The sequence below is a fragment of the Actinoplanes sp. NPDC048796 genome, assembly GCF_040650035.1.
Taxonomy (GTDB): domain Bacteria; phylum Actinomycetota; class Actinomycetes; order Mycobacteriales; family Micromonosporaceae; genus Actinoplanes.
On the sequence record NZ_JBEZGO010000006.1, the window covers coordinates 416,852 to 443,505 of the forward strand.

The following is a 26,654-nucleotide window of genomic DNA, read 5'->3' on the forward strand; positions in this document are numbered from 1 at the left end:
CACCGCGCCGCGCCGCAGAATGATCAGTGACTCGCCGGGATCGTTCTCGACGAAGAGGATCTGTCCTTTTCGGTACGTCCGTGGCACGGCGGCCGCGATCACTCGCTGACGGACGTCCGGCTCGAGTCCGGCGAACATGTCGACGCCGGTCAGCGCGTCGCCGTTGTCCGGCATGCGATTGTCCACGGCGTCATCCCTCCCCCGGTGGGACCGCGTGTGTTGCGAGCGGCCGAACGCGCCGCCCCCCGGCGCGAACGATCACTCTTAGCACAGAGCCACCCACCGGCGCCATTTCTGCGCACGTGTGCCCGCGAGCGCCTCATAGGATCATGTCGTGCCGGTCGCTATCTGTAAACCTCTCAATTGCGAACGGTGAGCGACGGGCAGAGAGTCCGTTGCTTTTTACGGTTGTGCACTGATAATCCCGCCGTGCCGGATGACGAGCTTCTTGAATCGACGCTGCGGGCCCAGTGGCATCTGGTCCCCGCCGAGATCACCGCCCTCCCGGACGTGCTCATGTCACACGGATGGGAGGTGACGGCCGGATCCGAGAGGTACGTCGTCCGGCTCACCGAGACCGGCTGCCGCCAGCCGGTGGAGGCCGGCCTGGCCGCCGCCGAGCATCTGCGCGGCCGCGACATCGCCGTCGGCGAGCCGGTGCGGACCCTGTCCGGCGGCCTGACCGCGCAGACCGAGCACGGCGCCTTCGCCGTGCTGCGCCGGGTGCCGGGCCGCCGCCTCGACGGGGCCGACCCGATCGACCAGCAGTTCTGGGGCGACCGGCTGGGCGCCGCCCACCGGGCCCTGCAGGGGTTCCACCATCCGGGCCTGCGGCCGTGGCAGCTGCTCGACCCGGACGCCCCGCACCTGGCCGGCGAGCCGTGGCTGCGCGCCGTGGTCCTCGACGCGGTCACCGCGGTCACCAGGGTCACGGTCACCGATCGGCTGACCTACGGGGTGCTGCACGGGGACCCGGCCCCGGACGTCTTCGTGGTCGATCCGGGCACCGGGCGGGCCGGGCTGCTCGACTGCGGGGCCAGCGGCCTCGGCCCGCTCGTCTACGACGTGGCCGCCGCCGTCGCGTACGCGGGCGGCCTGAGCCAGGGTGCCGAGCTGATCGACGGCTATGTCGCGGCCGGCCCGGTCGGGGCGGACGAGCTGTACGCCGTACTCCCCGTTCTCTTGAGGTTGAGGTGGGCCGTCCAGGCCGATCGCGCGGTCCGCCTCGGCCTTCCCGAGACCCTGAGGAGTGCAAAAGCGGCCCTCGACGCCATGGGGCAGTGACCGTGGTGGAGGATGTCCCCCGATGCCATACCGCTACTTTTATGACTGCGAGTTCATCGAGGACGGGCTCACCATCGACCTCGTCTCGATCGGCGTGGTCGACGAGTTCGGTCGCGAGTTCTACGCGATCAGCACGGAGTTCGACGACAGCAAGGCCATCCCCTGGGTGCGCCGCAACGTCCTCGACAAGCTTCCCTCGCCCGCCGACAAGGCGTGGCGCTCCCGGGAGCGGATCCGCGACGACCTGTACGCCTTCCTGACCGAGCCGGTCGAGGGCCGCAACGAGCAGATCGAGCTGTGGGCCTGGTTCGCCGCCTACGACCACGTCGCGCTCGCGCAGCTCTGGGGTGCCATGCCGGCCCTGCCGCGCGACATCCCCCGGTTCACCAAGGACCTGCGCCAGCTCTGGGACGACAAGGGCCGCCCGCACCTGCCCTCGATGTCGGGCCGGCACGACGCCCTGGTCGACGCGAAGCACAACCTGGCCCGCTGGCGCGCCATGGGTGGTTGAGCCGCGCCCGTCGGGGAATTGCCGGAGGTATGACGAACACCGAGCAGGAGCAGCGCGACAAGGTCAAGCAGATGGTCGCCGACGCCCGCATCTGCATGTTGGCCACGATGACCGCCGACGGCAAGCACGTGAGCCGGCCGATGGCCCTCCAGGACGTCGAGTTCGACGGCGACCTCTGGTTCTTCACTTATTCGACGTCCGACCTGGTCGAGCAGATCGCCCTGCACCCGCAGGTCAACGTCGCTTTCAGTGACCAGAAGCAGAACAACTGGATCTCGGTGTCGGGTACGGCGGTCCGCACCGACGACCCGGAGAAGGCCCGCGAGCTCTGGAATCCGGCGCTCAAAGCCTGGTTCCCGGACGGACTCGAGACGCCGGAGCTTACGCTGGTCAAGGTGCATGCGGAGACCGCCGAGTACTGGGCCGCGGCGCACAGTTCGAAGGTCGTGACGCTGCTGGGCTACGCCAAGGCGGCCGTAACCGGAAAGACCCCGGACGCGGGGGAGAACGAAACCGTCAGGCTGTAGCGGGGCGCTTCGGGGCGGTGTGAGCCGGACCGCTAAAGTTCGGCTTGCGGCCCGCCCCGGGCCCGGCAACGCTGCCGATCACTCGCTCCCTGGGGCTCGACGGGCCTGTGCAACCTCGCACCTGAAATCAGGGAGGACGAGCAATCATGCGTATCGGCGTGCTCACCGGCGGCGGCGACTGCCCCGGTCTCAACGCGGTGATCCGGGCGGTGGTCCGCAAGGGCGTCGCCGCTTACGGCCACGAGTTCGTCGGGTTCCGCGACGGCTGGAAGGGCCCGCTCGAGGGCCTGACGAAGCCGCTCGGCATCGCCGAGGTCCGCGGCATCCTGCCGCGTGGCGGCACCATCCTGGGCTCCTCGCGCACCAACCCCTTCAAGATCGAGGGCGGCGTCGAGAAGATCAAGGCGAACCTGGCCGAGCAGGGCGTGGACGCCCTGGTGGCGATCGGCGGCGAGGACACCCTCGGCGTCGCCACCAAGCTGAACGACCTCGGCGTCAACGTCGTCGGCGTGCCCAAGACGATCGACAACGACCTCAACGCCACCGACTTCACCTTCGGCTTCGACACCGCCGTCAACATCGCGATGGAGGCCATCGACCGGCTGCACACCACGGCCGAGTCGCACCACCGCACGCTGGTCGTCGAGGTCATGGGCCGGCACGCCGGCTGGATCGCCCTGCACGCCGGCCTGGCCGGTGGCGCCAACGTGATCCTGCTGCCCGAGCGCCCGTTCGACGTCGAGCAGGTCGCGACGTACGTGACCAAGCGCTTCGAGGTCGAGTACGCGCCGATCGTCGTCGTCTCCGAGGGCGCCCAGCCGCTCGACGGCCAGATGTCGCTGCAGAGCAAGGAGCTCGACTCCTTCGGCCACGTCCGCCTCGGCGGCATCGGCCAGTGGCTGGCCGAGCAGCTGGAGGAGAAGACCGGCAAGGAGGCCCGTACGGTCGTCCTCGGTCACATCCAGCGCGGTGGCACCCCGACGGCGTTCGACCGGGTGCTCGCGACCCGGTTCGGCCTGCAGGCGATCGACGCCGTCCACGAGGGCGACTTCGGTAAGATGATGGCGCTGCGGGGCACCGACATCGTGCGCGTGCCGCTGATCGAGGGCACCGGCGAGCTCAAGACCGTTCCGCTGTCGCGGTACGAAGAGGCCGAGGTCTTCTTCGGCAGCTGAGCTACGGCTTTGTCAGAGGGCGGCCGCGAGGCCGCCCTCTTTCTTCTTTCAAGGGGCGGGTATGACGAAGCAGACGGTGGCCGTGATCGGCGCGGGCAAGCTCGGTGAGCTGGTCCTCTCCGGACTCCTGCGCTCCGGCTGGCCGGCGCCGAAGGTGCTGGCCACGACCCGCCGCCCGGAGCGGGCGGCCGAGCTGGCCGAGCGCTACGGCATCCGCCCGGTGCTCAACCTGACCGCGGTGACCCAGGCCGAGGTGCTGCTGATCGCGGTGAAGCCGCAGGACGCGGGCCGGCTGCTCGAGGACTTCGGGCCCAAGGTGCCGCCGGAGACCCTCGTGGTCTCGCTCTGCGCCGGGCTGCCCACGAGCTTCTTCGCCGACCGGCTGCCCGGTGGCATCCCGATCGTGCGGGTCATGACGAACACGCCGGCCCGGGTCGACGAGGCGATGACCGCGATCTCGCCGGGGCCGTACGCGACTGTCGATCACCTCACGGTCGTCGAGGAGATCTTCCGGCCGCTCGGCCGGACGCTGCGCGTCCCCGAGTCCCAGCAGGACGCGGTGACAGCGCTCTCCGGCTCCGGCCCGGCGTACTTCTACCTGCTGGTCGAAGCCATGATCGACGCCGGCATCCTGCTCGGGCTGCCCCGCCAGGTGGCGCACGAGCTGATCGTGCAGACCGCCGTCGGGTCGGCGGCCATGCTCCGCGACTCCGACGAGCACCCGGTGAAGCTGCGCGAGGCGGTCACCTCACCCGCCGGCACGACCGCCGCGGCCCTGCGCGAGCTCGAGGTCCACGGCGTACGGGCCGCGTTCCTCACCGCCCTCGAGGCCGCCCGCGACCGCGCGCGAGCGATCGCCACCGAGATGTCGAGTTAGTACCAGATCGCGATCTTGGAGCCGTTGTTCTCCTCGGGGGGCGAGGGGTGGCTCAGCGCGGTCCCGGTGGCCATGCGGTGGGCCGACCAGGCGACGGCGGCCGCGTCCAGGATGTCGTCGGGCGGGGCCTGCCCGGCCGGGCCGATCGCGTCGGGCAGCACGATCCCGTTGCGGGCGAGCAGTTCCCGGCGCCGGGCCTGGCCGGTCCACGTCTTCTTGGCGTACTGAAGGGGCTCGCCCGCCATCGTGCGGAACGAGACCTCGGGGTGCGCCTCGAAGAGCAGGCCGGGATGACGTTCCCAGATCGCGTTGGCCTCGAGCAGCTTGGGCCGCAAGGCCCAGGACTGCCGGCTCAGGCCGGCGCCGGTCAGTTCCCGGCAGAGCCGGTTGGCCGCGGCGAAGTCGGACTCCTGCCAGACGGCCCGGGGCGGCACCCGGAAGACGCTGCCGCGGCGGGGTCCGAGCTGGTCGGCGGCGAGGGTGTCGGCCGCCCGCCAGGTGTCGGGGAGCATGCCGAGCGGGATGTCCACGCCGATCACCGACGCGCCGGAGCTGCCGGCGACTATCTCGTAGAGCGTGGAGGCCAGAACGGCCCGCCCGAAGGCCCCGTCGCGGAGCTCGACCCCGACCCAGCCGAGAGCGTAGGCATCGACTCCGATAACTCGGACGGTCATCGGCGGCGCGCGGGCTCGAGGGCTACGACGTCGAAGATGGTCATGACGGAAGACTACGCGTTGTGTCCGTGGATGTGCACCCCGTAGCGGTGCGCTCCGCAAAGTTAAGCCTTTGCGTAATCCCTTCACCCCATCTTGACGACTGTGAATATCTGTGACTACCGTCTCCTTCACTGAACTTTCAGGAAAGTTTCCTAATCGTTCGACGAGGAGTCAGAAGTGCAGAAATCCCTCCGTCGCGCCACCCTGGTGTCGGCGATCGTGGTGGTCGCGGCGACCGCCACGGTCCCGGCCACCATGGCGTCGGCCGCTGCGGCCTGTGCCCCCGCCTGGTCCTCCACCGCCACGTACGTCAAGGACAACGTCGCTTCGCAGAGCGGACACAACTACACCGCCAAGTGGTGGACCCAGAACGAGTCCCCGGCCACGCACAGCGGACAGTGGGACGTCTGGATCGACAACGGCGCGTGTGGCGGCACCACGCCCCCGACGACACCCCCCACCACCCCTCCGACGACACCCCCGACCACCCCGCCCACGACTCCTCCGACCACCCCGCCCACCACGACCCCGCCCGGGACGAGTGGCAAGAACGTGGTCGGCTACTTCGCGCAGTGGGGCGTCTACCAGCGCCAGTACTTCGTCAAGAACCTGGTCACCTCGGGCTCGGCCGCGAAGCTGTCGCACATCCTGTACGCGTTCGGCAACACCACCGGCGGCCAGTGCACGATCGGTGACTCCTACGCCGACTACGACATGGCGTACACCGCCGCCAACAGCGTCGACGGCGTGGCCGACACGTGGGACGCCGGAGCGCTCCGCGGCTCGTTCAACCAGCTGCGCAAGCTCAAGAAGCAGTACCCGAACATCAAGATCATCTGGTCGTTCGGCGGCTGGACCTGGTCCGGTGGCTTCACCCAGGCCGCGGCGAACCCGACCGCGTTCGCCAACTCCTGCTACAACCTGATCAAGGACCCACGCTGGTCGGACGTCTTCGACGGCATCGACATCGACTGGGAGTACCCGAACGCCTGCGGCCTGAGCTGCGACGCGAGCGGCCCGGCGGCGTACAACAACGTCATCACCGCGCTGCGGAACAAGTTCGGCTCGAACTTCCTGATCACCTCGGCCATCACGGCCGACGGCTCCAACGGCGGCAAGCTGGACGTGGCCGACTACGCGTCGGGCATCGCGAAGCTGAACCTGGTCTTCCCGATGACCTACGACTACTTCGGCGCCTTCGCCGCGCAGGGCCCGACCGCGCCGCACTCGCCGCTCACCTCGTACACCGGCATCCCGCAGGCCGGCTTCTACTCGGACGCGGCGATCCAGAAGCTCAAGAGCAAGGGCGTGCCGGCCAACAAGATCCTGCTCGGCATCGGCTTCTACGGCCGCGGCTGGACCGGGGTCACCCAGGCCGCGCCGGGCGGCACGGCGACCGGCGCCGCGCCGGGCACCTACGAGGCCGGCATCGAGGACTACAAGGTCCTCAAGAACAGCTGCCCGCCCACCGGCACGGTGGCCGGAACCTCGTACGCCAAGTGCGGCAGCAACTGGTGGAGCTACGACACCCCGTCGACCATCGCCGGAAAGATGACCTACGCCAAGAACCAGGGTCTCGCCGGCGCGTTCTTCTGGGAGTTCTCGGGCGACACGAGCAACGGTGAGCTGATCTCGGCCATCAAGAACAACCTCTGAGCAGTAGCAGAGGCTCATCTCCTCAGGTGAGAAGAGGGGCACCGGGCGCAAGCCCGGTGCCCCTCACTCGTAGGCTTTCCGTCATGCGCCGTGAGTGGCACCAGCTTTCGTACCCGGGGGTCGGTAACCCCGCTCTGCAGACCTCCCGCCCCTCGACCGACTCCGCCGAGGACGAGGCCCTCGGCCTCGACGTCTGGCGCGGCCTGCCCCGCGTGCAGGTGCCGCCGTGGGAGGACCCGGCCGAGGTCGCCTCCGTCTGCGAGGTGCTCGACGTCGTACCGTCGATCGTCGCCCCGTACGAGGTCGACCAGCTGCGGGTCAAACTGGCCGAGGTCTGCGAGGGCCGCGCGTTCCTGCTCCAGGGCGGCGACTGCGCCGAGACGTTCGCCGACAACACCGAGAGCCACCTGCTGGCCAACGCGCGCACGCTGCTGCAGATGGCGGTCGTCCTCACGTACGGTGCCTCGATGCCGGTCGTCAAGGTGGCCCGGGTCGCCGGGCAGTACACCAAGCCCCGCTCGTCGGCGACCGACTCGCTCGGCCTGCCCGCCTACCGCGGCGACCTGATCAACTCGCTCGACGCGAACGAGGCCGCGCGCCGGGCCGACCCGCAGCGGATGATCCGCGCGTACGCCAACTCGGCCGCCGCCATGAACATGCTCCGGGCGTACCTGGCCGGTGGCCTGGCCGACCTGCACGGCCTGCACGACTGGAACAAGGACTTCGTCCGGGCGTCGCCGGCGGGGGAGCGGTACGAGGCGATCGCCCGCGAGATCGACCGGGCCCTCGACTTCATCCGGGCCTGCGGCATGACCGACAACGAGGCCCTGCGCACGGTCAGCCTGTACTGCTCGCACGAGGCCCTGGCGCTCGAGTACGACCGCGCGCTGACCCGGGTGAGCGACGGACGGGCGTACGGCCTCAGCGGTCATTTCCTGTGGGTCGGCGAGCGGACCCGCCAGCTCGACCACGCGCACATCGACTTCATCAGCCGGATCGCCAACCCGATCGGCGTCAAGCTCGGGCCCGGCACCTCGCCCGACACGGCGCTCGAGCTGTGCGAGAAGCTCAACCCAGACAACATCCCGGGCCGGCTCACCCTGATCAGCCGGATGGGCAACGGCAAGGTCCGCGACGCGCTGCCGCCGATCGTCGAGAAGGTCACGGCGGCCGGGGCCAAGGTCGTCTGGCAGTGCGACCCGATGCACGGCAACACGCACGAGTCGTCGAACGGCTACAAGACCCGCCACTTCGACCGGATCGTCGACGAAGTGCTCGGCTACTTCGAGGTCCACCGGGGCCTGGCGACCCACCCGGGCGGCATCCACATCGAGCTGACCGGCGAGGACGTCACCGAGTGCCTGGGCGGCGCCCAGGGCATCGAGGACCTCGACCTGCCGGACCGGTACGAGACCGCCTGCGACCCCCGCCTCAACACCCAGCAGAGCCTCGAGCTCGCGTTCCTCGTCGCGGAGATGCTTCGTGGTTGATCTACGGTCCGACACCGTCACCAAGCCGACCCACGGGATGCGGGAGGCGATGTTCAGCGCCGAGGTCGGCGACGACGTCTTCGGCGACGACCCCACGGTCAACAGCCTTGAGGCGTACGTGGCCTCGCTGTTCGGCCACGAGGCGGCGCTGTTCGCGCCGAGCGGGTCGATGGCGAACCAGATCGCGCTCCAGCTCCACGTCCCGCCGGGCGGCGAACTGCTGGCCGGGGCGGACGCGCATGTCGTCACGTACGAGGTGGGGGCCGCGGCCGCCCTGGGTGGCATCTCCACCCGTACCTGGCCGTCGGTCGGCGCCGATCTCGACGTCGACCAGATCGCCGCGATGATCCGCCCCGCCGGTTACCCCTCGGTGCCGACGCGGGCGATCGCGGTGGAGCAGACGCACAATCTGGGCGGCGGCACGACCGTACCTCTGGCGACCTTGCGGGCCTTGCGGGATTTGTCGGAGAAATCGGGCGTCGGGCTTCACTGCGACGGCGCGCGGATCTGGCACGCGCACGTCGCGGACGGCGTCTCCCTCGCTGACTACGGCGCCTGCTTCGACACCCTGTCGGTGTGCCTGTCCAAGGGTCTCGGCGCCCCCGTCGGCTCGCTGATCGTCGGCAGCCGGGAGCGCATCGCCCAGGCCCGCGTCATCCGCAAGCGGATGGGCGGCGGCATGCGCCAGGTCGGCATCCTGGCCGCGGCCGGCCGCTACGCCCTCGACAACCACATCGCCCGTCTGGCCGACGACCACGCCCGCGCCAAGCGCGTCGCCGAGGCACTGGCCCCGTTCGGCGTGGTCGACCCGTCCCGCGTACGAACGAACCTGGTCCTTCTGGATCTCTCGAAGTCGTCACTGGACGCGCCCACCCTGGCCGCCCGCGCCGCCGAGCAGAACGTGCTGATCGCCGCCATGCTGCCGAAGATCGCCCGAGTCATCACCCACCTCGACGTCGACGACGCCGGCGTGGACCAGGCCATCGAGGTCCTGAGCGGCCTGCTCGCCGGCTCCTGACGGTTCGGCCGGGGCCGAAGGTTCCGGCTGATCTCATGGGCCCATGTCAGACTCTCGGCCATCACCACCCCGGCCGACCTGGCCCCGTTCACAGCCGATGATCTCGATGAGGCGCGCATGTACTACGGCGACGCCGTCGGTTTCCTCGGCCCGACCCCCTAAAGTCGGCGGTCGTGCGGCCGAAGGTGGGGCACACGACCGGCGACCTTAGGGGTGGGCATTGGGTGAGGCCACCGTGCGCCGGCCGGCGCGGAACGCGTTCGAGGCGGAGCTGATCGCGCTGGTCGGGGCGGTCTACGCGAGTCACGACGGGCTGGCTGGGCGGGCGCTCGTGTTGGAGCGGGAGGCGCTGGCGGCCGGGGACCGGGAGTACGCGGCGCTGGCCCGGCTCGTGGTGGCCGACCTGGACAACCGGGGTGGGCGGCAGAATCAGGGCATCCGGGACGCGCAGGCCGAGCTGAGCGCGGCCGCCGACCGGCTCGTGGTGGCGAAGGCGCACGCGGTCATCGCGGGTGGGCTGTGGCGGCTCGGTGACAACGCCGAGGCGGTCAAGCACGCGTACGAGGCCGACCGGCTGCTCACCGAGGACGATCCGCTGGTCCTGCGGGTCGACCACGCGGTCATCCTGGCCGCGCAGGTGAACGACCAGCGGCTGGGGCGGGTCTCGCACGAGGAGTACCGGGTCGCGCAGCGGCTGGCCGACCGGCTCGGGCACCCCGATCTGATCATCGCCAACCTGAACAACTGGGCCTGGTCCTGCTACCGCGAGGGCGACCAGCCGATGGCGTTGCGGCTGGCCCGGCGGATGGAGGAGCACAGCGCCCAGGCCGGCCACCCGATGAACACCTCCTGCGCCGACACCGTGGCCCGGGTCCTGATGGCCGACGGGCAGACCGGGCGGGCCACCCGCGTCCTCGAGGACGCCCTGGCGCACGCGCCGTCCACCGACGTCGACGCCGTACCGGCCTGCCTGATCACGTTCGCCGAGATCCGGCGGGCCGAGGGTGACGTGCCGGGCGCGCTGGCCCTGCTCGAGCGCTGCCGCGAGCTGACCCGGCGCGACGACGTGCCCGAGATGGACGCGATCGCCCTGCGGCTGCTCGCCACGTGCCATGCCGATCTGGGCAACTTCGAGAGCGCGTACCGCGAAATGGTCGAGTTCCATCAGGCGTGGACGGCGCGCCGCACCGAGCAGAGCGAGGCGCTGACCTCGGTCACCCAGGCCCGCTTCGCCATCGACGAGGCCCGCCGCGACCGGGAACGCTTCCGCGAGCTGGCCGAACGCGACGCCCTGACCGGCCTGTGGAACCGGCGCCGCTCCGACGAGCACCTGGCCGCCGTGCTGGCGGCCGGCGTCACCCCGATGGCGGTGGCCCTCCTCGACCTCGACCACTTCAAGAAGGTCAACGACACCTTCTCCCACGAGGCCGGCGACTGCGTCCTGCGCCACGTCGGCGACCTGCTCCACACGCTGACCGGCCCCGACGGCCACGCCGCCCGCCACGGCGGCGAGGAGTTCGTGCTGTACCTGCCGCTGGATCCGGCGGGAGCGCTGAAGACCTGCGAGCGGGTACGGGCCGCGGTGGCCGCCCACGACTGGTCCGAGATCGCCCCCGGCCTACGGGTCACCACCAGCATCGGCCTGACCTCGCTGCGCCCCGACGACGACGCCCGCACGGTCCTGGCCCGCGCCGACGCCCGCCTCTACGCGGCCAAGAAGGGCGGCCGTGATCAAGTGCGTTGCTGAGTGCCGGTAACGAATCGGGGCCAGCGGCACGTGGCTCTCGTCGGCCGCCGCCCCTCTCCGGCCGTCCGGCTCAGCCGGCCAGGCCACGCCGGACAGCCACCGCCAGTTGGACGGCGCCCACCACGGCCAAGGCCAGCCAGACGCCGGTGGCGGCCGTGGCCGCGACGGGCAGGACCGCCGCGCCGAGCAGGCCGAAGATGGCTACCAGGACGCGGGTGGGGCGTTCGGCGACCGTCACGGCGCCGATCTCGGACATGCCGGCGGCTGAGGCCCGGGCTCGGGCGTACTCGTGGAGCCAGCTCAGGGCGCCCGCGATGACGACCAGCCAGCCTGGGGTGCCGGCCAGCCAGAACGCGGTCAGCCAGGCGGCCTCTCCCAGGCGGTCGGCGACCGAGTCGTACACGTAACCCAGCTTCGTGGTGCGGCCGCTGATCACCGCGACGGCGCCGTCCATGCTGTCGGCCAGGGCGGCCAGCAGGGCCAGGACGGCCGCCAGGAGCAGGCCGGGGCGGCCCAGCACGGTGGCCGCCGGAACCAGCAGGCACAGGAACAGACCGGCGGTGGTCACGGCCATCGGGCCGACGCGGCGGCGGGTCAGCCAGGAGCCGCAGCCGTACGCGAGGCGCACCCACCCGCGTACGAGAAAAGAAGCCCGGCGCGGGTCGAAACCGCCGTGCAAGCCGGACCAGGTTGCGGCGTACTCCTCCCAGAGCACGCTCAGACGGCCGCGGCCGCGGGGGCCAGCAGCTGCCACACCTCGCGAGTGGCGGTGGACCGGTTGAGGGTGATGAAGTGGACGCCGGGCACGCCCTCGGCCAGCAGCCGGGCGCACATCTCGGCGCACAGCTCGACCCCGAGGGCGCGGACGGCGGCCTCGTCGTGCGCCACCCGCTCGAAGCGGGCCAGCAGGGCCGGCGGGAACGGGGCGCCGGACAGCTGAGACGAGCGCTCGATCGTGGCCATCCGGGTCACCGGCATCACGCCGGGGACGATCGGGACGTCGCCGCCGGACGCGGTCACCCGGTCGCGCAGGCGCAGGTAGTCGTCGGCGTCGAAGAACATCTGGGTGATCGCGAAGTCGGCGCCGGCCCGGCACTTGCGGACGAAGTGGGCGGTGTCGGAGTCGACGTCGGCCGACCGGGGGTGCTTGTACGGGAAAGCGGCCACCCCGACGCTGAAATCACCCGACTCCTTGACCAGGCGGACCAGATCCTCCGCGTAGAGCACACCCTCCGGATGGCGCACCCACTCGCCCATCGGATCGCCGGGCGGGTCACCGCGGACGGCCAGCACGTTGCGGATGCCGGCGCCGGCCAGCCGGCCGATGACGTTGCGGAGCTCGGCCACCGAATGGTCGACCGCGGTCAGATGCGCCATGGGCAGCAACGTCGTCTCGGTAGCCACCCGCTCGGTGACGGCGACAGTCGTGTCGCGGGTGGTGCCGCCCGCGCCGTACGTGATCGAGACGAAGTCGGGTTTCAGCGGCTCCAACTCGCGGATGGCGCGCCACAGCAGGCGCTCGCCCTCGGCGGTCTTGGGCGGGAAGAACTCGAACGAGAAAGTGGGCTCGGGCCCGGCGATCAAATCACCGATCGCGGGGGTGCCGGGCAGGCGCGAGGGCAGTCCGAGAGCCACACCCCGACTCTACCTTCAGCAGCACGGGAGTCTTCGACTAGCGTTCGGACGTGCTTGCCACCGATGTCTCCGACCTGCGCGCCCGCGTCGACAAGGCGCTGGCCGCGTTCCTGGCCGCTCAGCGCGACCGCCTGACGATGATCGACCCGGCCCTGGCCGACGTGTCGGCCGCGCTCGAGGACTTCGTGCTCGGCGGCGGCAAGAGGCTGCGCCCGGCCTTCGCCTACTGGGGTTACCGCGGCGCCGGCGGGGCCGACTCCGACCAGATCGTGGCCGCCGTGTCGGCGCTCGAGCTGGTGCAGGCCAGCGCGCTGATCCACGACGACCTGATGGACCGCTCGGACACCCGGCGCGGCGAGCCGTCGGTGCACCGCCGCTTCGAGAGCCTGCACACGGCGGCCGGCTGGCGGGGCGGCTCGGCCGCCTTCGGCGACAGCGCGGCCGTACTGCTGGGCGACCTGTCCCTGGTGTGGTCGGACGAGATGTTGCAGACCTCGGGCGCCGGCGTCGCCGAGATCACCCGGGCCCGCCCGATCTTCGACGAGATGCGTACGGAGGTCACGGTCGGCCAGTACCTGGACGTGCTCACCCAGGCCACGGCGGACACGTCGGTCGAGCGGGCCGGGAAGGTGGCCCGCTTCAAATCGGCCAAGTACACGGTCGAGCGCCCGCTGCTGCTGGGCGCGTCCCTGGCGGGCGCGGGGGAGGACGTGTCTGCGGCGTACACGGCGTTCGGCCTGCCGCTGGGCGAGGCCTTCCAGTTCCGCGACGACGTGCTGGGCGTGTTCGGCGACCCGGCCCAGACGGGCAAGCCGGCCGGCGACGACCTGCGCGAGGGCAAGCGGACGTACCTGGTGGCGGCGGCGTTCGCGGCCCTGGACGAGAAGGGACAGGCGGAACTGGACGAGGGCCTGGGCGATCAGGGCCTGAACGACGCCGGCGTGGAACGCCTGCGCGACCTGATCCGCGACTCGGGCGCCCTGGCGGCCACCGAACAGCGCATCGACGAGCTCATGGCGGCGTCCCTGACCGCCCTGGAGGCGGCCCCACTGAACGACGAGGCCCGCGAGGTCCTGCGCCACTTGGCCGACGCCGCCACCCGCCGCACGGTCTGACAGCCGCGGCTTGACGATCTCGGTGAGTTTCGACCGGCCGGCCTTGCGCAGCCCGGCCGGGCCACCGCAGCGCTAGAGCAGTTCCAGGACCGCGGCGTGCTTGACCTTCGGACCGAGAATCCGCTCCGGCGGCGGATGGATCTGGGTGCGCGGACCGCGGATCCGGTTGCTGATGCGGGTGACCTCGCCGGCGTCGGCCCGGCGCAGCATGTGCGGCAGGGTGCGGGCGGTGCCGGCAGCCGCGTTACGGAGAGACCTGCCCAAGATTCGGGTGGCCGGGTCCCTGTCAGCGGTCTCGCCGACGCCACCCGGCCCGGCGACAACCTCGGCTGGGGACGATCAGAAAGGTAACGGGGCGGGGCTGCGGGCGGTTCGAGGCCGGGACGGCACAGGGCTTGGCGGGCACGCTGAAGCGCACGCCGCAGAAAGCCCGGCCCCGCGATGAAGCGGGGCGGCCCTTCTTCGGCGTGCGCCGGTGTGTCCGTACCTCTATGTCCTAGAAACCGATGGCCTGGGCCCGGCGCTTGACCTCACGGGCGCGGTCACCGCCCAGGGCTTTCGCCGCGTTGCCGTCCACGAGCGTGTCGTCGGGCTCGTAGAGCCACCGCAGGGCCTCTTCGTCGTTATACCCGGAGTCGCGCAGCAAGGTCAGGACGCCGGGGAGGTGCTTGAGCACGGTGTCGTTGGCAACGAGGTCCGCGGGGACCACTCGGACGTTGTCACGCTTCACCGCGAGCAGCTGCCCGTCGCGAATCATCTGGTGCACCTTGCTGATCGACACACCGAGCTTCGCGGACACGTCCGGCAGGTTGATCCACTCGGCCGGTCCGGCGGTTACGGAATCGCTCACTCCTACAGCGTGCCAGAAGAGCGGAGAGACAACCTCATGAGCCTGCTGCGCAGGACCCGTACGGAGATGGCCGGGGCGTGGCGTTCGCTGCGCTACGACATGGGCCGGGCGCCCGCCGAGCCGCCGGCGGGCGGGCCCGACGTGACGTGTACGGGCATGAGCACGTTCGGCGTGGTGCCGCCGGAGTCCGAGCCGGCGCCGCGGAAGAGGCCGCGGCGGGCGCTGGCGGTGACCGCGTTCGGGACGTTGACGGTGGTCGGGGCGGCGGGGGCCTATCTGGGGGTGGTGAACGGGCTGGGGTCGCTGATCTCCGAGCGGCCGGCGGCGGCGGACACCGTGGCCACCGCGGCCGCCCGGGCCGGGGTGGGGCCGGCGGCGGTGCCTTCGCCGGACGCGGCGGGGGTTCGGGGCGTCACGCCGGCGCCGGGTACGGTCGTGCCGCCCGCCACGAGCGGTCTCAGCGGTACTGGGACCGGCCTCGGCGCGGGCGCGAGGCTGGGCACGGGCGCCGGCGGCGGCCTCGTCGCTGCGGCGCCGCCCGCGCCGGGCGCGATTCCGGTTCCGGGCCGGGCAGCAAATACGGCAAATCCGATTAGTTCGGCGCGGCCGGTCAAGCCGACGAAGACGGAATGCCACTGTGCGTCGCCGCCGGTTCCGACGCCGACGGGGCCGACGGCGTCTCCCTCACCGACGCCGTCGGAGTCGAGCGGCGCGGAGCCGACACCTAGTGAGACGAGCGCCACTCCGGACGAATCGGTTGAGCCGAGCCCCAGTTGGCGGGGGCGCCGCCACCGACGGCATAACCACTAAATCCGGTTTTGTCGGGGTGAATGTCTCGGTTGGCGTCCACGCGAGTACCCGTTTGGACTCAGCTATGACATCCTGGACCGCCCCCACGCGAAAGACACATACACTTCACGCCGATGGACACCACAGTCGCCGACACGTTGATCGGCACGACGATTGACGGCCGCTACCGGATCACCGGTCGGGTGGCCCGTGGTGGCATGGCGACCGTCTACACGGCCACCGACGAACGACTCGAGCGCACCGTCGCTTTGAAGATCATTCACCCGTCGCAGGCGACCAATGTCCACTTCGTGGACCGGTTCACCGACGAGGCCAAGACGATCGCCCGGCTCACCCACCCCAACGTCGTCGCCGTGTACGACCAGGGCCGCCATCAGGGCCTGCCCTATCTGGTCATGGAGTACGTGCAGGGCCGCACCCTGCGCGACCTGCTCACGCAGCGGCGCCGGCTCAACCCGGTGGAGGCGCTGGCGATCCTCGAGCAGATGCTCGCCGCGATCGCCGCCGCTCACCGGGCCGGCCTCGTGCACCGCGACGTGAAGCCGGAGAACGTGCTGGTCGCCGAGGCGCCGAGCGGTGGTGTCGGCAACCTGGTCGACGCCGTCGTCAAGGTGGCCGACTTCGGGCTGGCCCGCGCCGTCGAGGCGAGCACGGCCGACGACTCCGGCCAGCTCATGGCCACTGTCGCCTACGTGGCGCCCGAGCTGGTCACCGACGGGCACGCCGACGCGCGGACCGACGTCTACTCGGCCGGCATCGTGCTCTTCGAGATGCTCACCGGGCGGGTGCCGTTCGACGGCGACGACCCGGTCGCCGTCGCCTGGCAACACGTCGACAACGACGTGCCGGCGCCGTCGAGCGTGGTCAAGGGCCTGCCCTCGGTGCTCGACGACCTGACCGCCCGGGCCACCCGGCGCGATCCGGGCGCCCGGCCGACCGACGCCGGTGCGCTGCTGGCCGAGGTGCAGACCGTCCGCGACGATCTCGGCGCGGCCAATGTCGAGACCGCGCTGCTGCGCCAGGTGCCCGCCTCCCGCGCCGCCATGGCCGACGCGACGACGGTGGTGCCGGCCGTGGCCGACCGGCCGACCTGGGCCCGGCTGCCGGGTCAGAGCGGCCCGCCGCCGCGCGGCCAGGAGTACACGGCCGGCCGCGTTCCCCGGTCGAGCAAGCGCAGCGGCCCCGACCGGCGCAAGATCTTCCTGTCGGCCGCCATCGCGGTCATGCTGCTGGTCATCGTCGGCAGCACGTGGTGGGTCTTCCTGGGCCGCTACGGCGACGCGCCGGCCATGGTCAACATGACGAAGGCCCAGGCCGAGTTGTACGCGGACCAGAACGGCTTCGACCTGTTCTACGCCGACGGGCAGTACAACGAGAACGTCCCCAAGGACACCGTCGTCAACCAGGACCCGGCGGCCGGTGAGCGGATCGTCCGGGGTGGCGCCATCACGCTGACGCTGTCGCTGGGCAAGGAGCGGTTCGCCGTACCGGACCTGGCCGGCCTGGAATTGACCGCCGCGCAGGGCGAACTCGAGCAGCTCGGCCTGAAGATCAAAAAGGGCGGCCACCAGTACAGCGACACCATCGCCGAGGGTGCTGTCATCTCGTCCGACCCCAAGGCCGGCACCGAGCTCAAGCGCGGCGACACGGTCACGGTGGTGACCAGCGACGGCAAGGCGCCGATCCAGGTGCCCGAGCTCGTCGGCAAGAACATCAACGACGTCCGCAACGAGCTGGCCGGGCTGGGCCTGCAGGCACAGGAGCGGTACAAGGACAGCGACGAGCCGGCCGACACGGTGATCGCGCAGACGCCCAAGCCGGGCACCGGCGCCGCCCGCGACGACGTGGTGACCCTCGACGTGAGCAAGGGCCCGCCGCTGGTGACCGTGCCCGACCTCACCAACCAGCCCTGCCGGCAGGCCGAGGCGACGCTGAAGGGCATGGGCCTCAACGTCCATATCGACTTCAACGCCGACGCCTTCGTCCGCAGTCAGCAGCCGGGCGGCAACACGCAGGTCGCGCCCGGCAGTGAAGTAAGGATCCAGTGCTTCTAAACCGCCGTATCGGTTCACACACCAAGACGTCGGGAGGGCTGGCCAAGGCCGCCCTCCCGTACGTCGACGCCGCCGGGTCGGAGACCCTTCAGGTGTACGTCTCCAATTCGCGGGGCTGGGCTCTCCCGTCCGGTGACCCGAAACAGGACACACTGTTCCGCGACGGCTGCGGCGAGCGCGGCGTCCCGGCGTACATCCACGCCTCTCTGCTCGTGAACCTCGGCTCGCCGACCGAGCTGACCGTCGAGCGTTCGGTGGGCGTGCTCGCGCACGCGCTGGAACGTGGCCGGGCGATCGGCGCGACGGCCGTGGTCTTCCACGCCGGCAGCGCGGTCGACGAGGCCCACGGCGACAAGGCGTTCCATCAGCTTCACGAGGCTCTGCTGCCGCTGCTCGACCGGGCCGCCGCCGAGGGCCTGCCCCGGCTGCTCGTCGAGCCGAGCGCCGGCGGCGGCCGCAGCCTCGCCTCCAAGGTGCAGGATCTCGGCCGCTACCTGGCCGCGGTCGACAACCACGAGTGGCTCGGCGTCTGCTTCGACACCTGCCACGCGTGGGCGGCCGGTCACGACCTGGCCACCCCCGGCGGCATGACCGAGACCCTGGACGCGCTGGTGGCCACGGTCGGCCGCGAGCGTCTGCAGCTCATCCACGCGAACGACTCGAAGGACGAGTGCGGCTCCACCCGCGACCGGCACGAGACCATCGGCGCCGGCCGGATCGGCACGGCCGCCTTCGCCGAGCTGATGGCCCACCCGGCCACCGAGAACGTCCCGGTGATCGTGGAGACCCCCACGGTCGACCACGAGGGCCACGCGGCCGACATCGCCCTGCTGAAATCGCTGCGCCCGAGCGCATAGATATTCGGTTGTCCGCCGCGGCGGGGCCCTCGTACCTTGTCCACATCGGAGCCGCCGGGTCGGCCGGCGGGCCGACACGGGGGCAGGCCCGCTGACCGTCCCGGCCCGGGATCATCCCGTTCCGGATGATTCGAGTTATGCTGCGATGATGTCCGCCCCCGAACGCACCGAGCGCGACATCACCGGCCTGCTGAACGTCGCCGGTCACGCGCTCTCCAATCGGCTGGCCGCCGCCCTGTCGGAAATCGATCTGACGCCGCGCATGCAGTGCGTGCTCGTGCACGCGCTCGAGGAGGAGCGCACCCAGATCCAGCTGGCGGCGCTGGCGGACCTCGACAAGACGACCATGGTCAGTACGGTCGACGACCTCGAGAAGCGCGGCCTGGCCGAACGGAAGCCCTCGGCCACCGACCGCCGCGCCCGCATCATCTCGGTCACCGACAAGGGGCGCCTCATGGCCGAGGAGGGCCAGCGGATCGTCGACCGGGTGCACGGCGAAGCCCTCGACGGGCTGCCGGCTTCGACGCGGGCCGCGTTCGTCGAGGCGCTCGGCCGGTTGGCGGATTCTCCCCGCGATCCCGGCCCGCAGCCGGTCCGGCGGGCACGCGGAAGGTAGGTCGCTTCTAGATAGTCCGGAAGCGGATCATCTGTTACGGTCGGGCCATGAGCCGTTCCGTGCCCCGGCGCGCGGCCGCGTTGGCGGTCCTGTGCGCGATGTCGTTGATGATCGTTCTGGACAGCACGATCGTGGCTGTCGCCCTGCCGGACATTCAGCGCGAACTCGGCTTCTCGCCGGCCGGCGTCTCCTGGGTGGTGAACGCGTACCTGCTCGCCTTCGCCGGTCTGCTGCTGCTGGCGGGCCGGCTCGGCGACCTGCTCGGCGCCTGGCGGGTGTTCCTGGCCGGGCTGGGCGTCTTCGTGCTGGCCAGCCTCCTCTGCGGGCTCGCCACCAGCGCCGGGCTGCTCATCGCGGGCCGCTTCCTGCAAGGCGCGGGCGGCGCGTTCGCGGCGGCCGTGGTGCTCGGCATGATCGTGCGGCTCTACCCGTCGCCGCGCCCCCAGGCCCGGGCGCTGGGCATCTACAGCTTCACCCAGGCCGGCGGGGCGGCCCTCGGCTTCGTGGTCGGCGGCGTGCTCACCGACGCGCTGGGCTGGCCGGTGATCTTCCTGATCAACGTGCCGATCGGCATCGCGGTCTGGTTCTTCGGCCGCGGCGTCCTGCCCCGCGAGCCGGGGCTGGGCCTGGGCGCGGGCCTCGACCTCCCCGGCGCGGCGCTGATCACGGCGGGTCTGGCCCTCGGCGTGTACGCGATCACCCGTACCGGCTCGCCGGAAGCCCTCACACCGGCCACCGCGACTGGTGCGGCGGCCCTGATTCTCATCGCGGGTTTCCTGGTACGCCAACACGCCGCACCCCAGCCGCTGATCCCACTCCGCCTGCTCGGGCGAGGATGGCTGCTCCGCGCGAACGCGGTGGTGGTGCTGGTCTTCGCGACCGGCATGGGCTTCCAGTTCGTGAACGCGCTGTTCGTCCAGCAGGTGATGGGCTACGACGCACTCGGCACCGGCTTGGCGTTCCTGCCGACACCAGTAGTGATCGGCGTGGTCTCGCTGTTCGTGGCGGCCCGGCTGACCGGCCGCTTCGGCCCACGACCGGTCCTGATCGCCGGCCTGGCGACGCTGCTGGCCGGCCTGCTCCTGCTGTCCCGGATCCCGGCCCAGCCGACATACCTGATCGACATGCTGCCGCCGCTGACGGTGATGGGCCTGGGCATCGGCGTAACCATCCCGTCGATCGTCATGCTGGCGATGGCAGGGGCGGCCCCGTCCGAGACAGGCATGGTGTCCGGCTTCAGCAACACGGCCCAGCAGACGGGCGGCGCCCTGGGCCTGTCCGTGCTGGCGGCAGTGGCGGCGGCCCGGGCATCGACGTCGAGCGCTCCGACCCCCACGGCCGAACTGCACGCCGGCTACACCTTGGCGTTCCTGGTGGCGGCCGGTTTTGTGCTGACCGCCCTGATCCTCACGGCGACATTGCTGCGCCACGCACCCCGGTCGTCCGCCCCACCCACGGAACCCATCGCCGTCGCCACGGCCTGACTGGCGGTTACCTCGATGGTGCTCGCTTTCCGAGCGGGTTCCGCGCCCGCTTTCCGAGTGGGTTCCGCGCCCGCTTTCCGAGTGGGTTCCGCGCCCGCTTTCCGAGTGGGTTCCGCGCCCGCTTTCCGAGTGGGTTCCGCGCCCGCTTCCCGAGCGTGTTCCGCGCCCGCTTTTCGAGCGGGTTCCGCGCCCGAGCGGGTTCCGCGCCCGAGCGGGTTCCGCGCCCGCTTTCCGAGCGGGTTCCGCGCCCGCTTCCCGACCGGGTTCCGCGCCCCCGCTGGTTCCGGTTCGCGTTGCCGTGCTGGTTCCGGTTCGCGTTGCCGTGCCAGGTCCAGTCCGCCCTTCTGCGCTGGGTCCGGTCCGCCTTCCAGCGCCGGGTGCGCGCTCGTGTCATGCCTCTGTTCCGAGCGCTTTGCGCCCATCTTCCGTGCCCATTGCGCGGAATTCTGCGATGGCTGGGCGCGGCAGGCCGAGGTAGTGGGGTGCAGGTTCAGGCGCGTCAGAGCGGGCGACGGCTGGCGAAGCGAGCCGGCGTCGAGCACGTGGAGGGTCGACGCGCGGCGGGAAGGCTGTGCGGCGGGAACCGGCGCAGCGGGTCCAGGGGGTTAGGCGGGCGACGGCAGGTAAAGCGGGCCGGCGCCCGAGCGCGTCGAGGACCGAGGGACGGCGGGAAGGCTCTGCAGCGAGGCGCGGCGGGGCGAGACGAGACGCGGTTGGGGCGTGGCGCGGCTGGGCGAGGCGCGGCGTGACTTTGGCGTGGCTGAGCGCGGCGTGACGGTTGCGCGGCGTGGGAGGCCGGGACGTGGTGGGCGGGACGCGGCGCAGCGGGGGTGGGGTGCGGCGGAGTGACGGGGTGCGGCGGAGTGACGTGGGCCGGAGTTGGTCCGGCGGGGCGGTTCGAGGTGCGGCGCGAAGCGGGCGAACTTGGGGAATCAAGTACCGCGAAGGAGGTGAGCGGGGAGCCTAGGTTGTCAATGATTTATTGACAAGTGGGCTAAGGTGAGAGCATGGAAGGACTTGAAGGGCTGCGGCGGATTCCTGCGGCTCGGGCTCGGCTTGATGCGGAGGAGCTGGGGCTTATCGATCAGGCTCGGCGGGCGGGGGCTACCTGGTCGGACATTGCGGCGGCGCTGGGGCTGGGTAGCCGGCAAGCGGCTGAGCAGCGGCGGGTTCGGCTGGTGGCGGCGGCTGGGCGGCCGGTGGTCGACGAGGAGCTCGGGGAGCGGGTTGCCGCGCTGCGGGCGGCGGCCGTTGAGGTGTATCGGCGGATCGGGGCCGATCGACGGTGGGATCGGCGGTTCACTCGGGCCGCACTGGTTCGGGACACGCTGGCGACCGCCTCCGAAGCGCCTGCGGGGGCGCTGTTCTTCCTGGTCGAGGCGTCTGTGGGGGACCTGTCCGAGGCGGCCGGGGCGATGCCGGGGCCGACCCGGGCGGCCATCGAGCGGCTTCGGGAAGCGTTGGAGGCGGCCAAGCCCCGTACTTGACACATTGACACTCAACTCCCGAAGATGTGGGCTCAACCTTCGGGGGTGGCCATGCGCCGTAACGCGTTTCTGCTTGTTCTGATCTCGATCTTGTCGGGGTTCGGGAGTACGGCGATGAGCATCGCCGCCGGCCTCTGGGTTCTCGACCTGACCGGGTCGGTCAGTTTCGCGGCGCTGACCGCCGTCTGCCTGTACCTGCCCACGTTTGCCGGGCCGTGGCTCGGTGTTCTGGTCGACCGTCTGCCGCGACGTCCGCTTCTGATCGGGGCCGACGTGGCCCTCGGCGGTGTCCTGCTGACACTGCTCACGGTGCACTCCGCGGGCGGGGTGTGGCTGATCTTCGCCGTGCTGCTCTTCCGGGGCGTCGTCTATGTGGTGAGCGACGCCGGTGAGACCGCGATCCTGCCGTCCGCGCTGCCGAAAGCGATGCTGGGCGACGTCAACGGCTGGCGCTCCAGCGCGCAGGAAGGGATGAAGCTCGTCGCGCCGCTGGCCGGCGCCGCCCTCTACGCCTGGCGGGGCGTCGCCCCGGTCATCCTGATGAGCGCCGCGATACCTCTGCTCACGGCCGCCTGCTACGCGGCTCTGCGGGTGACCAGCGTGATCGGTGAGGCGACCGCTCGGCACAAGGGCGGCCTGACGGCGCTTTTCCGGATTCCCGAGGTCCGTACGCCGGTAGTGGTCGCCGGGATCGCCATCGGAATGTCCGGCCTGTGCAACGCCGCGGTGCTGGCTCACCTCGTACGGGACCTGAGTCTGCCCTCGACTTATCTTGGTTTTCTGGCCACCGCGCAGGGCGCCGGTTCCATCGCCGGGGGACTGATCGTCGGCCGTCTGCTCGCCCGCGGCAGCCCGGTGGCCGTGGCCGCGTACGGCTCCCTCGTCTTCGCCGCCGGTTGCCTGTCGTCGTCGCTGCCCTGGTGGCCCGCGATGATCACCGGAAGCGTCCTGATCGGGGTGGGACTGCCGTGGGCGCTGATCGCCGGCATCACCGCGGTGCAGACCAGCACCCCCGACCACCTGCTGGGCCGGGTCGGCGCTACCTCGACCACTGTCATGTTCGGCCCGGTCGCGCTCGGCATCCCGCTCGGCTCAGTCCTGATCCACCTCGGCACCGTACTGCCGTTGTGGATCGCCGCCGCCGTCACCGTGACCGCCGCCGTCCTCGTCCGGCGCCGCCACCCGGCCGCCCAGCCGGCGGTGAGCAGCCGATGAGGCCCAGGCGTCGCCCGGCTTGTTTCGTCGACCGGGCAGCTGATGACTCAGCGGGGCGCGTGGGCCGCCAGGAACGCCTTCGCTATCGCCGAGGACAGGTCGGCCGGGTTGGTCGCGGCGAAGGCCTTGCCGCCCGTCGCGGCGGACATGTCGTTCAGGGCCTTCATGTCGACGTCCGGGCCGTAGCCGACCGCCAGCACGGGCACCGGCCGGTTCGGGTCCTGCTGCTCGGCCAGCTTCTGCATGAACTGGGGCTGCGACATCTTGAACGTCGACTCGCCGTCCACGCCGTCGGTGAGCACCACGACCAGCGTGACCGCGCCCTGCCGCACCTTGGGCCGCATCTCGGCGACACCGTCGAGGACGGTCTGGTAGAGCGGCGTGCCCGAGTTGTCGGCCGCCCGGTATCCGGCCATCGCCGCGCCCAGGGCCTCGCGGCGCGTCGCGTCCTTGACGGCGCCGGTGATGGGCCCGAACGGGACGGCCTCGACGTGCGCGGGACTGGACGGCGTCGGCTGGCCGAAGAACCACATGCCGACGCTGGTGTCCTCGGCGAACAGCTCGGCCGCGATGCCGCCGGACTCCCGCAGCAGCGCGGCCCGGGTGGTGCTGCGGCCGCCGGGCGCGGTGATCTTCTGGTTCATCGAGCCGGAGGCGTCTATCAACAGCAGCACCTGCGTGGTCAGCGACTTGTAGCCGGACCAGAGCGCGGCCGAGGCGAGCAGCTGCTGCGGCTCGCCGGTCAGCGGCATCGCGTTCGGGCTGGCGGTGGTGCGGAAACCGGCGCGGGTCAGGGCCGGCTTGGTGATGGCCGCGCGCAGGCGCTGGGTCAGGTCGGCGTCCCGGTTGTTGTGCGCGATCGCGAACGGGTAGTCGGCCTCGACCAGCCCGTCGACCGGGGTGGCCCCGTCGAGCTTCAGCGTGTGATTGCCGGCCTGGTACGCCTTCAGCTGCTGCTCGGTGGTCGGGAAGACGCCGATCGAGGACACGACGCTGCTGTTGTTCCACTCGGTGGCGAGCCGGGCCATCAGCTGCGCCGGGTCGGACGTCGCGTCGGTGAGCCGGCTGCGCAGGGTGAGCGCGCGCAGTTGCGCGATGCCGGCGTCGGGCGTCGTGCGCGCCATGGCCTTGTTCACCGCGTACACCGAAAGCATGCCGATCGTGCTGGTCTGCGGGTCGGCCATGGTCACGGCCGGGATCTGTCCCTTGGCCGCGCCCGCGGTGATCTTGGCCCAGGACGTCTTGCCACCCGGGGCGATCTGGTCGGTGAGGCTGGTGGGTCCGGCGATGACCACCGGCGTACGGGCGAGGGGTTCGCTTTCGACCTTGTACGACGCACCCCGCACGCCCGCGAGGGCGATCCAGGCGCTGCTGGAGGGGATCCACACGTCGTACTTGACCGAGGCGGACGCCGTGACCGCCGGCTCCTCGGCGACGACCTCGATCGGCCCGCACTTGTCGGACGGGTCGTCGTTGAAGGTGCGCGCGGCGGCCTGGACCACCGGGGCGATCTCGGGTGCGGCCGCGACGACCAGGTCGGCGTCGGGGCACTGGGAGGCCGAGGCGGCCGGGGCCGGCCCGGCCGTGGGGTCGGCGGGCTCGCGGCTGTACATCCACCAGGTCGTGGCGCCGGCGACGGCGACGAGCATGAGGACGATCGCCGCGGCCAGCAGGAAACGGCCGGCGCCGCCGCCCTCGGGCGACCGGTGCGAGCTCGGTTCATCCATGGGCGGCTGGTTACGCCGCGCTATATCCGACATCGCACCCACCTCTCCATCACAAGGTCCACAACTGTTACCGATTCCCCGGACGAGAGCGAATAGTAGTCACATATTCATCGTTGACAACGCCCAGCCCCGGATTGGCAGGTTCCCGACAGTGCGCGGGACGTCTAGCCCGTACCCTGCGGCCGCGCCACCGCAACCATGATCAATTCACCGTCTTCGCCCAGGCCGGCGGGCTCGCGGGCCCATCCTCCATAGACGCGATCGACATCGAAGCCGGCCGCTTCGACATCCGCCCGAAGTTCCTCTTCGGATCGAAAACGGAGCGTGGCTTCGCTGATCAACTCATCACTCTCCGTAAATACGAAGTGATGCGTAAAGGAGATCGTTCCCTCGTTTCGACCATTTACCTCCGTCCATGCGTGCACCACGTCGCCGTCCGGCCGGACGATGACCCGGCGCGAGTCGGCGGGGTTCCACCTCTCCCACTCCCGATATACGGGGTCGCGGCTGTCAAAGATCAATCGCCCGCCGGGAAGCAGCGACCGGCGCAGCGCGCGCAGGGCGCTCGACCACTCCTCGTCAACGACGAGGAACTGCGCCACGTGACTGGTGAGCAGCGCCGCGTCGAACGACAGGGCCGGCAGCACCTCGTACGACCCCTCGACCCACCGCACCAGCTCGGCGCCCGGCTTCCGCCGCGCCGCCGCCAGCGAGGCCGGAGCCGGGTCGACACCGGTCACCTCGTGCCCGGCCCGCGCCATGGCGATGGCGAGCCGGCCCGTACCGCACCCGAAGTCAAGTACGCGGGGCGCCGACCTCTCGGCCAACACGGCCATGAAGAAGTCGTCGTCCCACCCCCACACGTTCTCGGCGTCGTACACCGCCACGAGCCGAGGATCCCGGAACTCACCGTGCCACACAGCGATGATGCTAAATCTTTACGGGCCCGTGCCCCATCGCTCGTGAAGGTAAGGTCCGGTGATGGACTGGCTGCCGCCGGAGCGATACGCCGCCGAACTCGAGGCCGAAACGGCCCGCTTCGCCACGGCGGTCAGCGCACTGCCGGCCAACCGGGTGGTGCCGACCTGCCCCGAGTGGACAGTCAAGGACCTGGTCAACCACGTCGGCACGGGTCATCGCTACGCGGCGCTGATCATCAAGACCGATCAGATGCAGCCGTACGAGGTGATCACCGCTCCAGCGGATCAGACCGCGTGGCTGGCCGACGGGGCGCGGGAGCTGAACGAGGCGGTCGAGGAGCGAGGGTTCCACGAGCGGGTGTGGACGTGGCAGCCGAGACATCTGATCGCGGGCTTCTGGCTGCGCCGGATGGTGCACGACCTGGTGGTGCACCGCTTCGACGCGGACCCGTCCGGCGACCTGGCGACCGACCTGGCGGCGGACGGTGTGGCCGACACGCTGGGGACGTTCGAGATGTTCGACCGGTTGAGCGGGGAGGGGGAGACGTTGCGGTTCGTCGCCTCCGACACCGGGCGGGCGTGGCACGTGACCCGGACGAAGCCGGGCATCGAGTGGGGCGAGAGGCCGGGGGCGGCGGCGGAGGTCACGGTCACCGCTCCCGCACGCGACCTGGTGCTGATCCTCAACCGGCGGATGCGGCCGTCCGCGGTGGAGGGGGAGCGGGCGGTTTGGGAGTCGTGGTGGGAGGGGTCCCGCTTCTAGCCGCGTGCGTGCCCGGCCCGGGGTCGGTGGTTTGCCACGGCCCGGTGGGTGGGGGGTTGGGCTGGGTGGCCCGGCTGGCGGCTGGGTTGGTGGTTGGGGTGGTTTGCCACGGCCCGGTGG

General features: G+C 71.1%; 25 protein-coding genes and 1 pseudogene. 17 read left to right on the plus strand and 9 right to left on the minus strand.

Annotation, left to right across the window (positions count from 1 at the left end; translation table 11 throughout):
• Positions 1–186, minus strand: a 186-nt coding sequence (locus tag AB0C26_RS26470; RefSeq protein ID WP_360252782.1) for a cyclic nucleotide-binding domain-containing protein, incomplete at its 3' end; no start/stop codon positions are given.
• Between the two features lie 243 nt (positions 187–429).
• On the opposite strand from AB0C26_RS26470, the gene AB0C26_RS26475 reads away from it, so the two are divergent.
• From AB0C26_RS26475 to proC, 5 genes are all read left to right on the plus strand, one after another.
• A complete protein-coding gene (locus AB0C26_RS26475; RefSeq protein WP_360252785.1) occupies positions 430–1,284 on the plus strand; it encodes a phosphotransferase in 855 nt (284 codons plus the stop codon).
• Positions 1,285–1,306: 22 nt separating this feature from the next.
• Positions 1,307–1,795 (plus strand): polyadenylate-specific 3'-exoribonuclease AS, encoded by a 489-nt coding sequence (locus tag AB0C26_RS26480; RefSeq protein ID WP_360252788.1) that lies wholly within the window; start codon positions 1,307–1,309, stop codon positions 1,793–1,795.
• 29 nt (positions 1,796–1,824) lie between these two features.
• Positions 1,825–2,322: a pyridoxamine 5'-phosphate oxidase family protein gene (locus tag AB0C26_RS26485; RefSeq protein WP_360252791.1), complete on the plus strand. Its 498-nt coding sequence runs from the start codon at positions 1,825–1,827 to the stop codon at positions 2,320–2,322.
• Between the two features lie 146 nt (positions 2,323–2,468).
• Entirely contained in the window at positions 2,469–3,497 is a 1,029-nt protein-coding gene (locus tag AB0C26_RS26490) for a 6-phosphofructokinase (protein ID WP_360252794.1), read from the plus strand.
• 61 nt (positions 3,498–3,558) lie between these two features.
• On the plus strand, positions 3,559–4,374 hold the full coding sequence (gene proC / locus AB0C26_RS26495; protein ID WP_360252797.1) for a pyrroline-5-carboxylate reductase: 816 nt from the start codon (positions 3,559–3,561) through the stop codon (positions 4,372–4,374).
• On the opposite strand, the gene AB0C26_RS26500 is transcribed toward proC, so the two are convergent.
• Positions 4,371–5,048 (minus strand): DUF429 domain-containing protein, encoded by a 678-nt coding sequence (locus AB0C26_RS26500; protein WP_360252800.1) that lies wholly within the window; start codon positions 5,046–5,048, stop codon positions 4,371–4,373. The genes proC and AB0C26_RS26500 overlap by 4 nt on opposite strands.
• A gap of 219 nt (positions 5,049–5,267) precedes the next feature.
• Between AB0C26_RS26500 and AB0C26_RS26505 the strand changes: the two genes are divergently transcribed.
• From AB0C26_RS26505 to AB0C26_RS26520, 4 genes are all read left to right on the plus strand, one after another.
• The gene (locus tag AB0C26_RS26505; RefSeq protein ID WP_360252803.1) at positions 5,268–6,746 is read left to right on the plus strand and encodes a glycosyl hydrolase family 18 protein; all 1,479 of its coding nucleotides are present in this window, start codon (positions 5,268–5,270) and stop codon (positions 6,744–6,746) included.
• 83 nt (positions 6,747–6,829) lie between these two features.
• Positions 6,830–8,236, plus strand: a complete 1,407-nt coding sequence (locus AB0C26_RS26510) for a class II 3-deoxy-7-phosphoheptulonate synthase (protein WP_360252806.1) — start codon at positions 6,830–6,832, stop codon at positions 8,234–8,236.
• A complete protein-coding gene (locus AB0C26_RS26515) occupies positions 8,229–9,254 on the plus strand; it encodes a GntG family PLP-dependent aldolase (RefSeq protein ID WP_360252809.1) in 1,026 nt (341 codons plus the stop codon). The genes AB0C26_RS26510 and AB0C26_RS26515 overlap by 8 nt, the downstream gene beginning before the upstream one ends.
• A 220-nt stretch (positions 9,255–9,474) precedes the next feature.
• Entirely contained in the window at positions 9,475–11,001 is a 1,527-nt protein-coding gene (locus AB0C26_RS26520) for a diguanylate cyclase (RefSeq protein ID WP_360252812.1), read from the plus strand.
• Positions 11,002–11,071: 70 nt separating this feature from the next.
• On the opposite strand, the gene AB0C26_RS26525 is transcribed toward AB0C26_RS26520, so the two are convergent.
• Positions 11,072–11,716, minus strand: coding sequence for a CDP-alcohol phosphatidyltransferase family protein (locus AB0C26_RS26525; RefSeq protein ID WP_360252815.1), 645 nt, complete (start codon positions 11,714–11,716; stop codon positions 11,072–11,074).
• Positions 11,717–11,718: 2 nt separating this feature from the next.
• Complete coding sequence (gene metF / locus AB0C26_RS26530; protein ID WP_360252818.1) at positions 11,719–12,636, minus strand: methylenetetrahydrofolate reductase [NAD(P)H]; 918 nt, start codon at positions 12,634–12,636, stop codon at positions 11,719–11,721.
• Positions 12,637–12,686: 50 nt separating this feature from the next.
• Here metF and AB0C26_RS26535 point away from each other — a divergent pair, with 50 nt between their 5' ends.
• Positions 12,687–13,751, plus strand: a complete 1,065-nt coding sequence (locus tag AB0C26_RS26535; RefSeq protein WP_360252821.1) for a polyprenyl synthetase family protein — start codon at positions 12,687–12,689, stop codon at positions 13,749–13,751.
• A gap of 75 nt (positions 13,752–13,826) precedes the next feature.
• On the opposite strand, the pseudogene AB0C26_RS26540 reads toward AB0C26_RS26535, so the two are convergent.
• The 3 genes and pseudogenes from AB0C26_RS26540 to AB0C26_RS26550 form a co-directional block, all read right to left on the minus strand.
• Positions 13,827–13,988: pseudogene (locus AB0C26_RS26540) on the minus strand (IS110 family transposase); the annotation flags it as partial.
• A 259-nt stretch (positions 13,989–14,247) separates the two neighbouring features.
• Entirely contained in the window at positions 14,248–14,601 is a 354-nt protein-coding gene (locus tag AB0C26_RS26545) for an Rv2175c family DNA-binding protein (RefSeq protein WP_360252824.1), read from the minus strand.
• Between the two features lie 272 nt (positions 14,602–14,873).
• Complete coding sequence (locus AB0C26_RS26550; RefSeq protein WP_360252827.1) at positions 14,874–15,017, minus strand: hypothetical protein; 144 nt, start codon at positions 15,015–15,017, stop codon at positions 14,874–14,876.
• Positions 15,018–15,524: 507 nt separating this feature from the next.
• Between AB0C26_RS26550 and pknB the strand changes: the two genes are divergently transcribed.
• The 6 genes from pknB (at position 15,525) to AB0C26_RS26580 (ending at position 23,124) form a co-directional block, all read left to right on the plus strand.
• Positions 15,525–17,465 (plus strand): Stk1 family PASTA domain-containing Ser/Thr kinase, encoded by a 1,941-nt coding sequence (gene pknB / locus AB0C26_RS26555; protein WP_360252830.1) that lies wholly within the window; start codon positions 15,525–15,527, stop codon positions 17,463–17,465.
• Complete coding sequence (locus tag AB0C26_RS26560; RefSeq protein ID WP_360252833.1) at positions 17,456–18,322, plus strand: deoxyribonuclease IV; 867 nt, start codon at positions 17,456–17,458, stop codon at positions 18,320–18,322. Before pknB ends, AB0C26_RS26560 begins: the two co-directional genes overlap by 10 nt.
• Before the next feature lie 148 nt (positions 18,323–18,470).
• Positions 18,471–18,938 (plus strand): MarR family winged helix-turn-helix transcriptional regulator, encoded by a 468-nt coding sequence (locus AB0C26_RS26565; RefSeq protein ID WP_360252836.1) that lies wholly within the window; start codon positions 18,471–18,473, stop codon positions 18,936–18,938.
• Positions 18,939–18,985: 47 nt separating this feature from the next.
• Positions 18,986–20,422 (plus strand): MFS transporter, encoded by a 1,437-nt coding sequence (locus AB0C26_RS26570; RefSeq protein WP_360252839.1) that lies wholly within the window; start codon positions 18,986–18,988, stop codon positions 20,420–20,422.
• 1,007 nt (positions 20,423–21,429) lie between these two features.
• Positions 21,430–21,909, plus strand: coding sequence for a hypothetical protein (locus AB0C26_RS26575; protein WP_360252842.1), 480 nt, complete (start codon positions 21,430–21,432; stop codon positions 21,907–21,909).
• 114 nt (positions 21,910–22,023) lie between these two features.
• The gene (locus tag AB0C26_RS26580; protein ID WP_360252845.1) at positions 22,024–23,124 is read left to right on the plus strand and encodes an MFS transporter; all 1,101 of its coding nucleotides are present in this window, start codon (positions 22,024–22,026) and stop codon (positions 23,122–23,124) included.
• Between the two features lie 47 nt (positions 23,125–23,171).
• Here the strand turns inward: AB0C26_RS26580 and AB0C26_RS26585 are convergent, their stop codons facing one another.
• Positions 23,172–24,851 (minus strand): substrate-binding domain-containing protein, encoded by a 1,680-nt coding sequence (locus AB0C26_RS26585; RefSeq protein ID WP_360252848.1) that lies wholly within the window; start codon positions 24,849–24,851, stop codon positions 23,172–23,174.
• Between the two features lie 164 nt (positions 24,852–25,015).
• Positions 25,016–25,732, minus strand: a complete 717-nt coding sequence (locus AB0C26_RS26590; RefSeq protein ID WP_360252851.1) for a class I SAM-dependent methyltransferase — start codon at positions 25,730–25,732, stop codon at positions 25,016–25,018.
• A gap of 100 nt (positions 25,733–25,832) precedes the next feature.
• On the opposite strand from AB0C26_RS26590, the gene AB0C26_RS26595 reads away from it, so the two are divergent.
• Positions 25,833–26,534, plus strand: a complete 702-nt coding sequence (locus AB0C26_RS26595; RefSeq protein ID WP_360252854.1) for a maleylpyruvate isomerase family mycothiol-dependent enzyme — start codon at positions 25,833–25,835, stop codon at positions 26,532–26,534.
• Positions 26,535–26,654 lie beyond the last annotated feature (120 nt).